Consider the following 15,031-nt stretch of genomic DNA (forward strand, 5'->3'; position numbering starts at 1 on the left):
TCCTTGAACACGATGATGGCCTCGCTCAAAGAATCGCGCGTGCGCCAGGCCCAATTGGTGGCTGATGCCGGACATGAATTGCGCACGCCCTTGACGTCGATGCGCACGAATATTGAACTGCTGATGATGCTGCAGCGTTCAGGGCAGATGGCGCATTTGCCGGAAGAGGAGCTCCAAGAGCTCGAGGACGACGTGAACGCGCAGATGGAGGAGCTCTCAGAGCTCATCGGAGATTTGGTTGATCTCGCGCGTGAAGATGACGTGTCCAGAGAATTTGAGCCGGTCCGTTTGGATACATTGCTTGCAGACTCGCTGGACCGCGTGCAGCGTCGCCGCCCGGATGTGTATTTCCGCTTCCACGCGGACCCTTGGATGATGCGGGCTGATAGCGCTGCACTGTCACGTGCGCCCGTGAATCTCCTTGACAATGCGGCAAAATGGTCGCCACCCGGTGGAGTAGTGCGTGTGTCGTTGCGTGCTGCGCAGCGAAGCGCAGTGCTCATCATTGATGATTCGGGGCCTGGCATTCCAGTCGAAGAACGTGATCAGGTTTTTGAGCGCTTCTATCGCTCATCCGAATCGCGCGCGATGCCAGGCTCGGGATTGGGCCTGTCGATCGCCCATCAAGTGCTCAATCGCCATGGCGCCACCATCTCTATTGAGAGCTCCGATGACGGCGGTACTCGCATCCGTGTCGTGTTCCCCGGCTGGCCCGTCTCGCCCTCACAGTGATAGCTCACAGTGATTACGCAGTAACCATTACGATAAAGCGGTGAAGCTAAAGAGAACTGGCACAGCGATGGAGAGGATAATCACCGATCATGACTAATCCTCAGTACCCCAATAACCCTGGTTTCGGAGCGCCATTTCCGCCGCATAATTACGGTGCACAACCACCGGCGCGTTCAGCGAAAAAGGGGATCGGGGCAGGTACTGCGATTGCCCTTTCGCTCGTTGCGGGGCTCGTCGCTGGCATCGGCGGTGGGTATGCAGCGGTGAGCCTTGCGGGCGATGATTCTTCCCAGCAGCCAGAAATCGGTGTGAGCAAGAACGAGAACGCTCTCGACGCGCCGGTCAAGACAGAGAAGCCACCGGCACCAGATGGTTCTGTCGAGCAGGTCGCCGAATCGGTCCTCCCGGCTGTTGTCTCCATCGAGGTCGCGTCACTCGCGGGTGGGGCAGAAGGCTCAGGCTCGATCATCAGCTCCGACGGCAAGGTGCTCACCAACCACCACGTAGTCGGCGAAGCAGCAGATGGCAAGGCAAAGATCAGCGTCACGCTTAACGACGGCACGAAGCACCCCGCCACCTTCATCGCCTCCGATGTGAACACTGATATCGCCGTGATCCAGATCGAAGGTGTAAAAGACCTGCCCACGATTCAATTCGGCGATTCAGACAACTTGGCTGTGGGTCAGTCGGTCGTAGCGGTTGGTTCGCCATTGGGCCTGTCTGCCACCGTGACTACTGGTATTGTCTCCGCTCTCAACCGCCCAGTACGTGCTGCGCAAGGCGGTGGCGAAAGCTCGCTGATGGATGGCATTCAGACAGACGCTGCGATCAACCCGGGCAATTCTGGTGGCCCGCTCGTGGACATGAATGGCCACTTGATCGGAATGAACTCCGTGATCGCATCCCTGTCCCAGGGTGCATCAGGTGAGGCCGGTTCGATCGGTTTGGGCTTTGCTATTCCGTCTAATTTCGCCCGCCGAGTGGCTGACCAACTCATCAATGAGGGCAGTGCCCGCCAACCGCTGATGGGTGTTGAGGTGGATATCCGCCACGCCAGCGGCGGCGCACTGATCAATTCGGTGCAGCCAGGCAGCCCAGCGGAACAAGGCGGACTTAAGCCCGGCGATGTGGTCACCCGCATCAATGACCGACCGATTGAGTCCTCTGACGCGCTCGTTGCGGCTACTCGCTCCTTCGATTTCGGCGAGACAGTGAAGCTGCAGGTGCAGAGCCGAGATTCTGAAGAAACCAGAACGGTAGATGTGACTCTAAGTTCCGAGTAGATTTTCTAAGTGACAAAACTTCCCACCAATCACGCCCACCAGGAGCCCGATCATGTCTGACACCCTTGATGCGCTAGACCTGCACGAGCCGGATGAGGCTTTCTTGCTCGCCACTGAGGCTGAAGTGGAGGTGCCTGCTCAGCCGTGTGCGCTCGCTGTATTGATCAGTGACCATAAGCGGGGTGGCGCAATCGCACCGGGCACTGATCAGCTCGTCTTCGAGCTGCTGCAGGAAATGGGCTACAAGGTCGACGGTGTGGTCAGCGTGAAGTCGAAGAAGTCCGAGATCCGCAAGGTGATCGAAACCGCCGTCGTCGGTGGCGTCGACCTGGTGGTCACGGTCGGTGGTACAGGTGTTGGCCCACGCGATAAGGCACCAGAGGCGACGCGTGCTGTTATCGACCAGTTGGTGCCTGGCGTTGGTCAGGCCGTCCGCTCCTCCGGGCAGGCGTGCGGTGCGGTTGATGCGTGCACCTCGCGTGGCATCTGCGGTGTCTCCGGCTCAACAGTGGTTGTGAATCTAGCACCGTCTCGTGCCGCGATTCGTGATGGCATGTCCACCATTGCGCCGCTGGTTGCCCACTTGATCAGCGAACTTCGTAAGTACAGCGTGCAGTAGGGGATATGGCTGCACGCGCACGGCGTCGGGCGACACGGATCGCCGACGTGGATTACGACAGAAAAGCGGACCGCCCAGATACTGGACAGTCCGCTGGTGACGGCGAAAGAATTGTCCTCTTTGAAGACGAGCCGTCGGATGATGGTGAATCAGATGCGGCCGCTAATTATGAAGAAGAGCGACCACCCCATCATGGTTCTTAACCCTTGATCTGCGGGTTCTTGCCCTCTGCAAGAAGGTCGCGGATCTCGCTGAGCAGCTCCTGCTCGGTCGGGGCCGGAGCCTCCGGGGAGATTCCCTTGCGCTTCTTCTGTTGCTCGTCGAGCTTATTCATCGGTGCAACGATGAAGAAGTAGACAACTGCAGCGATCAGCAGGAAGTTGATAACTGCGGTGAGCAGTGCACCGAAGTCCATGAAGGTGGACTCGTCGCCGGAAATGATCTTGAAGCCAAAGCCGGAGAAATCAGCGCCACCGATGGAGTTGATCAGCGGGTTGATGATGTTGTCGGAGAACGAAGTCACGATTGCGGTGAACGCAGCACCGATGACAACACCGACTGCGAGGTCGATGACGTTGCCACGCATGATGAAGTCTTTGAAGCCCTGAAGCATGGTAGGGGTCCCTCCTAATGGGGTTAAGATTCTAAGTACTCGGGAAAAATTACTACATCAAGCAGGTAAAAGCCATTATTGTGCGCCAAAGTTTGTAGAAATGTCAGCGAACTAATCTTCCATCAGCTAGGTGACGCTTTTCACTCCAAGCACCACGGTGAGTGGCGAAGTCAACGAGGCAGCAGCGACAGCTTCTGCATCTTCGTGCTTGAGCAGCAGTAGCACGCCTGAGTTGTTTTCATCTTCCTCTGCACCAGTACTGACAACAATCCCGGATTCCGCGACCGTTTGAGCCGACCCATCGCCAGCAGTCACCACGGAAACGTGGTTGCCGTGGTGGAGCATTGGAATCACATCAGGGTCTGCGAGTTTCACCGGCACCATGGTGTAGCCCTCAGCTTTATCACCAACAAGTGCTGAGACGAGGTCTGGGCCGAGCAGCCGAGTAGCAGTGACTATTTCGCCGGCAGAGGCATGCGACGCGATCACTTGTCCCTCGGCATCAGCTATCGACGGAATCACGGAATCCGGCACTATGTCTTTCGGCAGGGGTTTCACCGCGACATCATCACTGCCAATGACATCGCCCGGGGAAACATCACGAGTGAAAACGACAACACCGGAATCAGCACCAGCGCGATCAAGCAGCGCATAGCCCCCGGCAGCAATAACGAGTACGACTGCCGCGCAGCGGCGTAGCACTACGGACCGGCGGTAGCCTGGGGTGCGAAGAAATTCGGCAGCATTCTCAATAAAGCCCATGCCTTATTGGACTGTCTTACTGCCCTTTATGGTTCCCCAGCCACTGAAATCCTGATTGGGTCACTACGCCATCCACTGGGTGGTCGTGCGGCTCACTGGGCAATTCTTCGTGCAGTTCATCGTCGTAGACAACTGCGATGATCGGGCACGTCACCTTGGCCAGCGCACGGTCGTAATAACCGGCGCCCTGCCCAAGTCGCACTCCTGAGCGGTCGATCCCTAGTGCGGGAACAAGCACCGCATCAAGTTCAAGCGAACTTAAATCAGCTTCGCCTGGGCCCTTTGGTTCCCAAATCCCAAAATGTGCGCCTTGGTGGAGCTCGCCATCAAAAAGCCCCCAACGCAGTTCGCTCTTCTTTGGGGTGATTGGCAACCACACCTCATATTTTTCCGCGAGGGATGCAACCAAATCAGCACCGCCTGGCTCCCCGGGCATTGGGGAATACGCGGCCACACGGGTGGCGGATCCGAGCCAATCAAGGAGATGGGAGATCAACGTAGCGTCGATAAGCTCATGCTCACCTGCTGCTCTTCGCTGACGAGTGAGGGTACGTATTTCAGCTTTGGAAACCGGTCGCTTGTTTGCGGAGTGGGCTACACGGAACACGGCCTCATTGTAGGTAAACTGCACATTCATGCAGAATTCTGACCATGGCCAACACGCTGCCGATTCGACCGCAGCTGTGAAGACCGTCGTCGTGCCGGCTGCCGGCATGGGCACGCGGTTCCTGCCGGCGACGAAAACCGTCCCGAAGGAACTACTGCCTGTTGTTGACACCCCAGGCATCGAGCTGATTGCTGAGGAAGCAGCCCAGCTTGGTGCTGCACGCCTTGCTGTTGTGACCGCGCCGGGCAAGGGCGAAGTCATGGAGCACTTCGGCAATTTTGATCAGCTGCGCAACACTCTCTTGAAGCGCGGCAAGGACGAACAAGCGAAGAAGGTTGCTCGCGCCGCAGAGATCATCACTGCTGAAGCTGTCGTGCAGGAACAGCCATTGGGGCTTGGTCACGCGGTCGGGTGTGCTGAATCCGTCCTCGATGATGACGAGGATGTTGTCGCTGTCATGTTGCCTGATGACTTGGTTTTGCCGACCGGTGTGATGGAGAAGATGGCGGCTGTTCGCGCTGAACTCGGTGGGTCTGTGCTGTGTGCTTTTGAGGTCAGCCCGGAAGAGGTGTTCAACTACGGCGTGTTTGATGTCCGTGAGGTTGACGGCCAGGGCGATGACGTCAAGCGCGTCGTGGGGATGGTGGAGAAGCCGGACCCGGCTGATGCCCCGTCGAATTTTGTCGCTACCGGCCGCTATTTGCTTGACCGTGACATTTTCGATGCGCTGCGTCGGATCACGCCGGGCAAGGGGGGCGAGCTTCAGCTCACCGATGCCATTGAGCTGATGATCAACGAAGGTCATCCGGTCCACGTGGTTGTTCACAATGGCAAGCGCCATGACCTTGGTAATCCTGCTGGTTATATTCCGGCTAACGTCGATTTCGGTTTGCACCACGAGAAGTACGGCCCGGCGCTGTACAAGGCCATCAAACAGATTGTGGCGGACTTCGAGGCGGAGAACCCGGACATCCTTTAGGAGGGGACCATGCGCAGTGTCGACGACCACCTCGCCATGATCATCGATGCCACGATGACACCTGAGCCGATTCGGATTGGCATTACTGATGCGCTCGGCTTGATGTGTGCTGAGGAGGTGCAGGCGACTGCGCCGTTGCCGGGCTTCCCCCAGGCCGCGGTGGACGGCTATGCCGTACGCGCCGTTGATGTCGGCGGTGGCAAGAGTCTTGGGCACAAGGAAGAATCACCCGCACCGGAAGCATCCCTCCCTGTCGTCGGCGAAGTCGCAGCGGGATCGCAGAAGCCACTGCGCCTTCAGCCGCGCCAAGCCGTGCGCGTAGCCACGGGCGCACCATTGCCAACGCTTGCCGACGCTGTGTTGCCCCTCGAATGGTCCGACCGTGGTCGCAAGCGCGTCACTCCGCACCGCCCGGTGCGTTCGGGTGATTTCATCCGCCGTGAGGGCGACGATATTCAGCCGGGAGATATCGCCGTTCGTGCTGGCGCTGTGTTGGGTCCTGCCCAGATCGGCCTGTTGGCTGCGACCGGGCGCGATAAGGTGCTCGTTTACCCGCGTCCCCGCGTCACGGTCATGTCGTATGGCCTTGAGCTCGTCGATATTGACCGTAAACCAGGCCTTGGCCAGGTCTTCGATGTCAGTTCCTATGCGGTGGCATCCGCGGCGAAGGATGCTGGTGCAGATATCAACCGCGTCGGCATCATCAATGCTGAGCCGCGCAAGCTCAAAGAGCAGCTGGCTATCCAGGCGCAGAAGAGCGAATTCATGATCATCACTGGCGCTGTCGGTGGTTCGAGCGCGAAGCCGATCCAGGAAGCGCTGGGGGATCTGGGCGATATTGATACCACCCGCGTGGCAATGCACCCTGGTTCTGCGCAGGGCTTCGGTTTGATCGGCGAGGACCGCATTCCGGTATTCCTGCTGCCGTCGAATCCAGTGAGTGCACTCGTTGTTTTTGAATCCTTGATTCGTCCCGCGATCCGGACCTCGCTGGGTAAGCGTGTGCCTACCCGCCGGACAGTAAAGGCTCGTGCCTTGGGCCGGATCGAGTCGATCCCGGGCCGTCTTGGTTTCATTCGTGCACGTCTCATGCGCGATGCGGAAACCCATGACTATCTGGTCGATGGCATCGGTGGCGTCTCCGGCAGCCCGGCCCACCTGTTGGCGGGACTTGCGGAAGCAAATGCGATGATCCGGATTCCGGAGGACGTCTCTGAAGTTCGTCCCGGCGATATCGTCGACGTCATTTTCTTGCAGCAGCGGTCCTAAATATGTTCAGTTTTTTCGGCCGGGCGAATCATCCCGGCTGGCCGGAGTCGACGCCGACGGTGAATATTCCCGGCGGGCATTCGCTCCGCCTGCGTCCATTGTCTAAAAAGGACGGCAAAGACTGGGCCCGCATGCGCATTGAGGACGAAGCAATTCTCCGTCCGGTCGAACCCACTGTTCGCGGCACATGGGAGGATGCTCATTCGCCTTTCGCGTGGCGTTTGAATTGGCAGAATCTCCGTCGTTTCGCCCTCGACGGCATGGTGGTGCCACTCGCGATTGAGCTTGATGGCCGGTTCATCGGCCAGGTCACGCTCGGAAATATTCAGCACGGTGCGATCGGGGAGTGCTGGATTGGCTATTGGGTGTATTCGCGTTTGGCTGGCCGCGGAATCGCCACCGTGGCATGTGCGCTTGGGGTTGATCATGCGTTTGCCCGGATCGGCCTTCATCGTGTCACCGCAACATATTTGCCGGATAATCCCGCTTCCGGGAAAGTTCTTTCCAACGCAGGCTTTCGCACTGAGGGATATTTGCGGGAAAACCTTCACATCGACGGTGCGTGGCGCGACCACCATTTCGTGGCTCAGAACATTGATGACCTGCCTGGGTCAGCGGCTGAAAGGCTCGCTGCGCAGGGCCGTTTGTGGATCTAGAAAATCGCCTGTTTTTTCGCGGCGTGGGTAGCTCATCACGATCGTTTCCGTAGATAACCTCAGCGTGGAAACTTTGCCCGAAAAATAGAAAGGTCGTGGCACATGTCCGGCAGCCTGAGCCTGATCATCGTCCTCATCGTGGTGGTGTGGGCGATCGTTCTCGCCCCAATGGTGCTGGGGGACTCTAAGCCGATCCGTCGTTCCGGTGAGGGCTACGACGAGACCCGTGTCCTGCATGAAGGAAACACTTTGCTGCAGGCGCGTCGCCGTCCGCGCGTGACCAAGGCAGACATTCATAGCTTCGACGAGGACAGCGACGATTACGAAGTGCTGGACGCCGTCGCCGAAGACGAAGCAGTGCTTATCGACGACACCGATGGCTCCACCTCCCTGAAGAAGCTCTTCACCCGCAAAGAGCCCATTGACGGCGAAGTCGTCGAACCGGAAGAAGCAGAAGCTGAGCTCGAGACCGACACTGAACTCGATGTAGAAACCGACACTGATTCTGACGCAGATTCTGACACTGAATCTGACGCCGATTCTGACACCGAGTACGAACTCGATGCGTCCTACCTCTCCCCAGAGGATTACGGGTATTCCACTATCGTCTCCATTGATGACGCGGAGCCGGAAGTAGTGCCGGAGGCAGAAGTCGACACTGACCAGGCCGACACTGAGCAGGCCGACACTGAGCCGACTGACGAGGAAATCGCTTTTGCTCGTTCGCGTCGTGGCCGTGGTGGTTGGGATCCGGAGACTGCGAAGCGTGTCCGCGAGGATCGCTTCCGTCGCCGGCAGCGCACGCTGCTCGGCCTGGTAGTCGTCTTCGGTATTTCGTTTGTCTTCGGAATTGTTTCCGGTGGCTGGGCTTGGCTGGCGCCGCTAGCGGCAGCAGGTCTGCTGGCATGGTTCCTCACCGCGCTGCGCACCACAGTGAAGCAGGAGCGTGCACTGCAGGCACGTCGCGTGCGGCAGCTGCGCCGCGCACGTCTCGGTGTTGTGACCGCTGCTGAGGATGCGCCGGTTCCGCCGCACATGCGACGCCCGGGTGCCGTGGTGGTTGAGGTTGATGATGAAAGCGCGGACTTTGCCAACCTGCCCACGTACACCAGCCCGCGCCATGAGACGGAGCGCGTCCGCGAAATCGCTTAGTTTTTTCGCCAATAAGAGGTCGTCATGCCCGGTAATATCGCCGGGTATGACGACCTCTTTTTCTACTTCTGTGAACAATAATCCTGGAAAGTCCGCTCAGCTGTGGGAGAAATTCAGCGATACAAAGCTCAAGCGACTGATCTTCTCCGCGTTTTATTCCGTTAAGGCTCCTTATTTTCGCACGGTCATGCCGCGTGTTCAGCTCGCTGAGCCCGGTCGCTGTGTTGTTCGCCTGGGCAAGTGGTGGGGCGTGCAGAACCACATCGGTACCTTCCACGTCATCGCGGGCCTGAATGGTGCAGAGGCAGCGATGGGGCTGCTGTGTGAGGTGACCGTGCCGGATACTCACCGTTGGATCCCGCGTGGCATGCGTGCGGATTACCCGGCGAAGTCCACTGGCGGACTGACGATTACAGCAACTGCAGACTTCCCGGACTTTGACACGATCACACGCGAGACCGGCGGCCAGCTGGTCACCATTAATTGCGAGATCGTCGACGATGCCGGCGTGGAGCCGATCACCGCCGAGATCGACGTGTGGGTCACTGCGAAGAAGAAGTAATCATCGCAATCATCCCATCCATGGTCGTTGGGCCGATGTACACAAAGCCCAACGGCCGTAGATAGGCAGTTAAAGACAACCCGTCTTTAAAGTCGTCGTTTTCGAGATACCAGTTGATCAGCTCAGACAATGACTGATCTTTCCGCATTGCCACTGCGGCTTTTGCATTAGTGATCACCGCTTCAATCTTGCGGCGATTACGGATGAGCTTGGGGTTGCTCAGTAGATACTCAACATCTTCTTCATCAAACTCGGCGATCAGTTCCGGGTCGAAGTCGCAGAAGGCATCCCGCAGTGCTTCGCGCTTTTTCTCTATGAGCCCCCAGGACAACCCTGGCAGGAATACTTCTAGGGTGAGCAGTTCAAAGGCGTGTTTGTCGTCGATAAGCGGTGCTGTGTTTGGTGTTGTCTTTAGTGCTGTTTCCATACTTACTTTGACTGCTGTCACCGCCCAAAAGGTTCCACGTTGTAGTGTTTAACTCATGAATAGCCCTGCTGTCCGCGATTTCGCCCTGCTTGTGGCGCGTCTCGTGCTCGGTGTCGTATTCATCGCGCGGGGCTACCAGCACTGGATTGGAACTGGAATGGCGCGCACCGCCCAGCAATTTGATGCGGCGGGAATCCCTCAACCACGTCTGGCCGCTTACGTTGCTGGCTCGTTTGAGCTCGTCGGTGGTGCGCTGCTGATCATTGGGCTGTTGACGACGATCGTGGCAGGGATGCTGGCTTTGATGGCACTCACGGCTAGCTATTTCATCCATCTTCATGCCGGATTCTTTGCTGAGAATGGTGGCTTCGAATACCCGCTGGTGCTTGCATCGCTGCTCGGCCTGGTCGTGGTCTTTGGTGCGGGGCGTGCCAGTTTGGACAAGGTGTTGATCGATGGTTGACCATAGCGATGTTCAAGCTGCGCTTTCTGCGCGTATCGACGGTGAAGAAGCCGGCATCGACAACGACGTCGTCGATGCCCATCTGGCCGAGTGCCCGGAATGCCAAGAATATTGGGAGCAATCCCTGCAGCTGTCGCGTTCCTTGAGCTACGTGGAAGCTGATGGATCGTTGGCGCCGCCAGATGGCCTGTCTGAAGCCATCTATGCCGGGGTGCAAGACGAATTCCGTCGCGTCTCTTCCCGCCGTGTCGTGCTGATGTCTTTCTGCCGCGTGCTTCTCATGATCCTGGCGTTCGTCTATGTCGTGTGGGCTGGTCGTCTGCTCGCCTCCGGGGACCCTGATATCAGTTCAGCTTCCGTGCGCGTCGGCATTGCGGTGTCCTTGCTTTTCGTTGCGTGGAAGCCCAGCCAAATCCCAGGGGTCCTGCTCATCGTTGGTGCAATGTTCGGCTTCAGCCTCGGCTTCGGGGTGCTGGAGGCCATCTCCGGGGGAGCGGCACCATGGGCGCAGCTTGCCACATTGCTGGTCACGTGCGCTGTTCTCGTATGCACCTGGGTGATCGATTACGGCAACCCACTGCGAGTGCTCAACGCCCGGCCGATCTAGTTATTTCCAGCTCGGCAACCACATCATCTGGTTGTAGAAGCTGTTCGGGATTGAAATGCCGTACAGAATCGGCGAGAAGTACAAGAACATCCCAATCACCACGGCCACATAAAAGATTGCGGCGAGCTGACCAGAAGTAAGTGGCCCGACGAGCTTTTGCGCCTGCGGGATTGGTTTGCCTCGCTTCGTCAGTTCCCCGACAGCGATCGCCAAAAGCACGATGGTGAAGGGGACGAGAGGAGCGGCGTAGAAGAAGTACATCTGGCGATCGAAGGCAGCTAGCCAGGGCAAGAATCCAGCGGCGAAACCGACGAGTGGCAGGATCACGCGACGGTCCTTGCGTGTGATCCACACCCAGATTGCCCAGAGCAGAATCGGCACCGTTAACCACCAGATTGCAGGTGTGCCGAACAGGTAGATCATGCGACGAGAATCATCGGTGTTCGCCGAGAAATACAGAATCGGGCGGGCGGCGACGAGCCAGGACCAGGGCTTGGAATCCCACGGGTGAGAATGCCCTGAAGAAGACGTCAGCTGGGAGTGAAAATCAAGGACTGAGAAGTGGTAGTAGAACCACCCCGCGACGGCCTCAGGCAGTTTGGCTAGCCAAGGCCAGTCGGAATCGGCAATCGTGCCGTCGGAAAGTGCGTGGCGGTAGACAGCTGTTTCGGAGGCGAACCAGGCGCGCCACGACCAGACGTAGAGCAACGCCGGAATCAGCACGATTGAGGCGAGCGCGGACGGGACATCCTTCAAAAGCGTTTCTCGCACTGGGTGCTTCACGCCATAACGGTTTCTCAACCACAGGTCGTAGAAGGACGAAAGCAGTCCGAAGAATGCGATGTAGTACAAGCCCGACCACTTCACCGCCAGAGCACACCCGAGCAATACACCGGTGGCGAAACGCCACCACCGAAAACCCAGTCGAGGGTTGATCTCACCTTCCACATACGCATCGTGGAAGCGCTGGTGAACTTGGCGCATATCGCCAGCCAGCGTCCAAGCGGCGGCGACCACGAAAAGGAGAATGAACACGTCGAGCATGCCGAAGCGGCCGATGACCAGCAACACTCCGTCGCAAAGCGCGAAAATGCCGGCGAAAAGCGCAATGAGCCATGATTGCGATACACGTCGTGCGAGCAGCATGGTGAACACGACGACCGCGGATCCAAAAAGCGCAGCCATGAAACGCCAACCGAGGGGGGTGTACCCGAAGACCATCTCGCCGAGCGCTTCGATCCGTTTCGCCAGTGGCGGATGCACGACGAGGCCATAGCCCGGGTTCGATTCAATACCGCCAAGCACCGGATTGAACCAGGAACGCGCAATATCCCATGCCTGGGGCACGTAGTGCTTCTCATCAAAAACAGGGGTGCCGTCGGATTCTGCGGCGCCCAAACGAACAAACCGTGTGAATAAGGCGATCACGGCAATGATCGCGGTCACTACAGTGTCACGACGGGACCAAGGAACCGTCACCGGTGCAGTTGGTTGAGGTCGTCGCGACACTGTTGAATTCACGGCTGAAATCACGGCAATGATCTTAGCCGGTGGGTGTGCCAAGCTAGGTGCATGGAGGAATCACAGAATCTCCCGTCACGCGGCATCGTGCTTGCCGCAACGCCCCTGGGCAATATCGGCGATGCATCCCCCCGTCTTGTTCATGCGTTGGAGCACGCCGATGTGATTGCTGCGGAGGACACGCGCCGTACGAGAAATCTTGCCTCAGCACTCGGGGTGGAAATCCGCGGCAAGGTCATTTCCAATTTTGACCACAACGAGGACAAACGGGTCGCCGAGCTGATTACGGATGCCCGCAACTCCGTGGTGCTCGTGGTCACGGATGCAGGCATGCCTCTAGTTTCTGACCCCGGTCATTCAATCGTGGCTGCAGCACACGACGCAGACATCCCGGTGACGTGCTTGCCTGGTCCGTCTGCTGTGACGACCGCTCTTGCTCTATCCGGCCTCGGGGTGGGGCGCTTCATTTTCGATGGCTTCGCCCCGCGTAAAACTGGTGCCCGCCGGAGTTGGCTTGAATCTCTGAAAAATGAGAAGCGTGCTGTGTGCTTCTTCGAGTCGCCACACCGCATTGAGACCACTCTTGCGGAAGCCGCGGAAATCCTCGGCGAACGAGGAGCAGTCGTGTGCCGCGAGCTCACCAAGACCTTCGAGGAGGTCAAGCGAGGCACACTTGCTGAGCTCGCTGACTGGTCCCGGGAGGGCGTCAAAGGCGAGGTCACCGTCGTGATTGATGGCGGAACGGATACGGCCGAACCCGAAGATGTGCTCGCCCTCGTGCAGCAACGCGTTGACGACGGCATGCGCGCGAAAGACGCAGTCAAGGAAGTCGCGAAGGGAGCTGGCATCAAGGCAAGCGAGCTTTACGACGCTTTCATCGCCGCCCGCAGCTCCTAGACAGCTCCTGAACAGCTCCTTGAACCCTGGAGCGCACTGAGTGCACATCTTCGTTACGGTCTTTGGAGTGAGAAAGGAGCTTCAGTGACCAGCAACGAAAACATTCGTGATCCGCACGACCCAGATGCGGAACCGCACGCAGAAGATCCGATCAAGGCGCACAACCGCCCCGCAACGGCGGAACTGCAGGATCTTCTTGATGTGAGGAACCACGGCAATCAAAAGACGATCTCCGATCCGGAGGACGCCGTTGAACTCGCTTCAGAGGATGAGAACCTCTCTATTGATTGGGTCATCGTCGGGCCCCTCGCCGCGATCGTCGTCGCGGTAGTTGTGTGGGGTCTAGCCTTCAAGGACAGCTTCAGCGCCTTCTCGTCGGCGTCGTTTAGCTGGGTCATTGGGAACCTCGGCTGGGCGTATGTCTTTTTTGGCACCCTGTTCGTTGTTTTCATCATGGTGATCGCTGCATCGAAATTCGGCAAGATCCGTTTAGGGGCCACCGATGAGCAACCGGAATTCACCACCATGTCGTGGATTGCGATGATGTTCGCGGCCGGCATGGGCATTGGTCTGATGTTTTTCGGTGCTTCCGAGCCGTTGACTTTCTACCGCGACGGTGTCCCCGGCATGGATAGTGCTGATGCTGTGGGTACTTCCATGGCGCAGACCATGTACCACTGGACCCTCCACCCATGGGCGGTCTATGCGGTCCTTGGCCTCGCCATCGCGTATTCCACGTTCCGTCTTGGGCGCAAGCAGCTGCTTTCCAGCGCCTTTATTCCGCTGATTGGGCAGAAGCGCGCTGACGGTTGGCTGGGCAGGCTTATCGACGGCCTCGCCATCTTTGCCACCATCTTCGGCACCGCTTGTTCCCTCGGCCTGGGTGCTTTGCAGATCTCTACTGGTCTGGAGGCATCTGGTGTGGTTGATTCGCCTTCGACAATGCTCACCGTGGGCATCGTCAGTGTCCTCACCCTTGCATTCCTGCTGTCTGCCATGTCCGGTGTGGGTCGCGGTATTCAGTGGGTCTCCAACTTCAACTTGGTCATTGCCGCACTGTTGGCGATATTCGTGTTCATTTTCGGTCCGACCCTAACCCAACTCAATCTGCTGCCGACCGCGATCGCGTCCTACCTGGATCAGTTCTTCATCATGGCTTCCCGCACCGCCGAATCCGCTGATTCGACTGCAGGGGAGTGGCTGGGTAGCTGGACCATCTTCTACTGGGCATGGTGGATCTCCTGGTCCCCGTTCGTGGGTACATTCCTGGCACGTATCTCCCGCGGCCGCACGATTCGTGAATTCTGCCTTGGTGTCACGTTGATCCCGGCTGGTTTGTCCACCGTCTGGTTCTGCATTTTCGGTGGCACCGCTATTCACCTGGAGCAGATCGGCGAGTCCATTTACAGCGAAGGGGGCTCCGAGGCGCAGCTGTTCAACTTGCTGCAGTCCTTCCCAGGCGGCTACATCATGGGCATTTTGGCCCTGGTCCTGCTGGGCACCTTCTTCATTACCTCTGCTGACTCCGCGTCCACGGTGATGGGCTCTTTGTCCCAGAACGGCAAGACGGATCCGAAGCCTCTCCTGACAGGAATATGGGGCCTCGCTACTGCGGCAGTCGGCCTGACCCTGCTGATCGCGGGTGGCGACGATGCCCTCGACTCCTTGCAGAGCGTCACCATTGCTGCGGCAACACCGTTCCTGGTCATCCTGATCTTGCTGATGTTCGCGATCGTGAAGGATGTCAGCAACGACACCATTTACCTGGATATGAAGGAGCAGCAGCGCTTCGCTCACCAGCTGGCTGTCGAGCGTCGTATGCACCGCGATGCGATTGCTAAGGCGCGTAAACGGCAGCGCATGTTCGGTACGAAGCATTAGT

General features: G+C 58.2%; 18 protein-coding genes. 13 read left to right on the top strand and 5 right to left on the bottom strand.

From position 1 onward, the window contains the following. The 4 genes from Q0X21_RS02575 to Q0X21_RS02590 all read left to right on the top strand — a co-directional run. The coding region (locus Q0X21_RS02575) for a sensor histidine kinase KdpD (protein WP_297850157.1) at positions 1 to 732 on the top strand (732 nt) is incomplete at its 5' end. A gap of 89 nt (positions 733 to 821) precedes the next feature. Then, the gene (locus Q0X21_RS02580; protein ID WP_297850159.1) at positions 822 to 2,015 is read left to right on the top strand and encodes a S1C family serine protease; all 1,194 of its coding nucleotides are present in this window, start codon (positions 822 to 824) and stop codon (positions 2,013 to 2,015) included. 52 nt (positions 2,016 to 2,067) lie between these two features. Next, entirely contained in the window at positions 2,068 to 2,634 is a 567-nt protein-coding gene (locus tag Q0X21_RS02585) for a molybdenum cofactor biosynthesis protein B (RefSeq protein ID WP_297850161.1), read from the top strand. A gap of 5 nt (positions 2,635 to 2,639) precedes the next feature. Then, the gene (locus Q0X21_RS02590) at positions 2,640 to 2,837 is read left to right on the top strand and encodes a hypothetical protein (protein WP_297850163.1); all 198 of its coding nucleotides are present in this window, start codon (positions 2,640 to 2,642) and stop codon (positions 2,835 to 2,837) included. Here Q0X21_RS02590 and mscL read toward each other — a convergent pair. From mscL to Q0X21_RS02605, 3 genes are all read right to left on the bottom strand, one after another. After that, positions 2,834 to 3,247, bottom strand: coding sequence for a large-conductance mechanosensitive channel protein MscL (gene mscL, locus Q0X21_RS02595; RefSeq protein ID WP_297850165.1), 414 nt, complete (start codon positions 3,245 to 3,247; stop codon positions 2,834 to 2,836). The two genes, Q0X21_RS02590 and mscL, sit on opposite strands and share 4 nt — an antisense overlap. A gap of 126 nt (positions 3,248 to 3,373) precedes the next feature. Then, positions 3,374 to 4,009, bottom strand: coding sequence for an SAF domain-containing protein (locus Q0X21_RS02600; RefSeq protein WP_297850167.1), 636 nt, complete (start codon positions 4,007 to 4,009; stop codon positions 3,374 to 3,376). A gap of 16 nt (positions 4,010 to 4,025) precedes the next feature. Beyond that, on the bottom strand, positions 4,026 to 4,616 hold the full coding sequence (locus Q0X21_RS02605; RefSeq protein ID WP_297850169.1) for a 5-formyltetrahydrofolate cyclo-ligase: 591 nt from the start codon (positions 4,614 to 4,616) through the stop codon (positions 4,026 to 4,028). Between the two features lie 28 nt (positions 4,617 to 4,644). On the opposite strand from Q0X21_RS02605, the gene Q0X21_RS02610 reads away from it, so the two are divergent. From Q0X21_RS02610 to Q0X21_RS02630, 5 genes are all read left to right on the top strand, one after another. Continuing rightward, positions 4,645 to 5,595, top strand: coding sequence for a UTP--glucose-1-phosphate uridylyltransferase (locus Q0X21_RS02610; RefSeq protein WP_297850170.1), 951 nt, complete (start codon positions 4,645 to 4,647; stop codon positions 5,593 to 5,595). A gap of 9 nt (positions 5,596 to 5,604) precedes the next feature. After that, complete coding sequence (glp, locus tag Q0X21_RS02615) at positions 5,605 to 6,864, top strand: gephyrin-like molybdotransferase Glp (RefSeq protein WP_297850172.1); 1,260 nt, start codon at positions 5,605 to 5,607, stop codon at positions 6,862 to 6,864. A 2-nt stretch (positions 6,865 to 6,866) separates the two neighbouring features. Further along, positions 6,867 to 7,520 carry a GNAT family N-acetyltransferase gene (locus Q0X21_RS02620; RefSeq protein ID WP_297850174.1) on the top strand — a complete coding sequence of 218 codons (654 nt, stop codon included), beginning with the start codon at positions 6,867 to 6,869 and terminating at the stop codon, positions 7,518 to 7,520. A gap of 102 nt (positions 7,521 to 7,622) precedes the next feature. Further along, positions 7,623 to 8,672, top strand: coding sequence for a gephyrin-like molybdotransferase receptor GlpR (gene glpR / locus Q0X21_RS02625; protein WP_297850175.1), 1,050 nt, complete (start codon positions 7,623 to 7,625; stop codon positions 8,670 to 8,672). A 46-nt stretch (positions 8,673 to 8,718) separates the two neighbouring features. Beyond that, positions 8,719 to 9,234 carry a hotdog fold domain-containing protein gene (locus Q0X21_RS02630; RefSeq protein ID WP_297850177.1) on the top strand — a complete coding sequence of 172 codons (516 nt, stop codon included), beginning with the start codon at positions 8,719 to 8,721 and terminating at the stop codon, positions 9,232 to 9,234. Here the strand turns inward: Q0X21_RS02630 and Q0X21_RS02635 are convergent. Continuing rightward, complete coding sequence (locus Q0X21_RS02635) at positions 9,215 to 9,682, bottom strand: DNA-3-methyladenine glycosylase I (protein ID WP_297850179.1); 468 nt, start codon at positions 9,680 to 9,682, stop codon at positions 9,215 to 9,217. The two genes, Q0X21_RS02630 and Q0X21_RS02635, sit on opposite strands and share 20 nt — an antisense overlap. Before the next feature lie 34 nt (positions 9,683 to 9,716). Here Q0X21_RS02635 and Q0X21_RS02640 point away from each other — a divergent pair, with 34 nt between their 5' ends. Both Q0X21_RS02640 and Q0X21_RS02645 read left to right on the top strand, forming a co-directional pair. After that, positions 9,717 to 10,124 carry a DoxX family protein gene (locus Q0X21_RS02640; RefSeq protein WP_297850180.1) on the top strand — a complete coding sequence of 136 codons (408 nt, stop codon included), beginning with the start codon at positions 9,717 to 9,719 and terminating at the stop codon, positions 10,122 to 10,124. After that, positions 10,117 to 10,731 carry a zf-HC2 domain-containing protein gene (locus tag Q0X21_RS02645; protein ID WP_297850182.1) on the top strand — a complete coding sequence of 205 codons (615 nt, stop codon included), beginning with the start codon at positions 10,117 to 10,119 and terminating at the stop codon, positions 10,729 to 10,731. Before Q0X21_RS02640 ends, Q0X21_RS02645 begins: the two co-directional genes overlap by 8 nt. On the opposite strand, the gene Q0X21_RS02650 is transcribed toward Q0X21_RS02645, so the two are convergent. Further along, positions 10,732 to 12,252 carry a dolichyl-phosphate-mannose--protein mannosyltransferase gene (locus Q0X21_RS02650; RefSeq protein ID WP_297850248.1) on the bottom strand — a complete coding sequence of 507 codons (1,521 nt, stop codon included), beginning with the start codon at positions 12,250 to 12,252 and terminating at the stop codon, positions 10,732 to 10,734. 51 nt (positions 12,253 to 12,303) lie between these two features. Here Q0X21_RS02650 and rsmI point away from each other — a divergent pair, with 51 nt between their 5' ends. Together rsmI and Q0X21_RS02660 are read left to right on the top strand one after the other, a co-directional pair. Continuing rightward, positions 12,304 to 13,149 carry a 16S rRNA (cytidine(1402)-2'-O)-methyltransferase gene (gene rsmI, locus Q0X21_RS02655; protein WP_297850184.1) on the top strand — a complete coding sequence of 282 codons (846 nt, stop codon included), beginning with the start codon at positions 12,304 to 12,306 and terminating at the stop codon, positions 13,147 to 13,149. Positions 13,150 to 13,350: 201 nt separating this feature from the next. Then, positions 13,351 to 15,030 (top strand): BCCT family transporter, encoded by a 1,680-nt coding sequence (locus Q0X21_RS02660; RefSeq protein WP_297850250.1) that lies wholly within the window; start codon positions 13,351 to 13,353, stop codon positions 15,028 to 15,030. The last annotated feature ends 1 nt before the right edge of the window (position 15,031 follow it).

It is taken from the genome of uncultured Corynebacterium sp., from assembly GCF_947253065.1.
Taxonomy (GTDB): Bacteria; Actinomycetota; Actinomycetes; order Mycobacteriales; family Mycobacteriaceae; genus Corynebacterium.

Coding starts and splice junctions, on each gene's coding strand:
- Q0X21_RS02580 (WP_297850159.1), top strand. CDS start 822: ATGACTAATCCTCAGTACCCCAATAACCCTGGTTTCGGAGCGCCATTT.
- Q0X21_RS02630 (WP_297850177.1), top strand. CDS start 8,719: ATGACGACCTCTTTTTCTACTTCTGTGAACAATAATCCTGGAAAGTCC.
- Q0X21_RS02600 (WP_297850167.1), bottom strand. CDS start 4,009: ATGGGCTTTATTGAGAATGCTGCCGAATTTCTTCGCACCCCAGGCTAC.
- mscL (WP_297850165.1), bottom strand. CDS start 3,247: ATGCTTCAGGGCTTCAAAGACTTCATCATGCGTGGCAACGTCATCGAC.
- Q0X21_RS02610 (WP_297850170.1), top strand. CDS start 4,645: ATGCAGAATTCTGACCATGGCCAACACGCTGCCGATTCGACCGCAGCT.
- glp (WP_297850172.1), top strand. CDS start 5,605: ATGCGCAGTGTCGACGACCACCTCGCCATGATCATCGATGCCACGATG.
- Q0X21_RS02585 (WP_297850161.1), top strand. CDS start 2,068: ATGTCTGACACCCTTGATGCGCTAGACCTGCACGAGCCGGATGAGGCT.
- glpR (WP_297850175.1), top strand. CDS start 7,623: ATGTCCGGCAGCCTGAGCCTGATCATCGTCCTCATCGTGGTGGTGTGG.
- Q0X21_RS02620 (WP_297850174.1), top strand. CDS start 6,867: ATGTTCAGTTTTTTCGGCCGGGCGAATCATCCCGGCTGGCCGGAGTCG.
- Q0X21_RS02590 (WP_297850163.1), top strand. CDS start 2,640: ATGGCTGCACGCGCACGGCGTCGGGCGACACGGATCGCCGACGTGGAT.
- rsmI (WP_297850184.1), top strand. CDS start 12,304: ATGGAGGAATCACAGAATCTCCCGTCACGCGGCATCGTGCTTGCCGCA.
- Q0X21_RS02640 (WP_297850180.1), top strand. CDS start 9,717: ATGAATAGCCCTGCTGTCCGCGATTTCGCCCTGCTTGTGGCGCGTCTC.
- Q0X21_RS02645 (WP_297850182.1), top strand. CDS start 10,117: ATGGTTGACCATAGCGATGTTCAAGCTGCGCTTTCTGCGCGTATCGAC.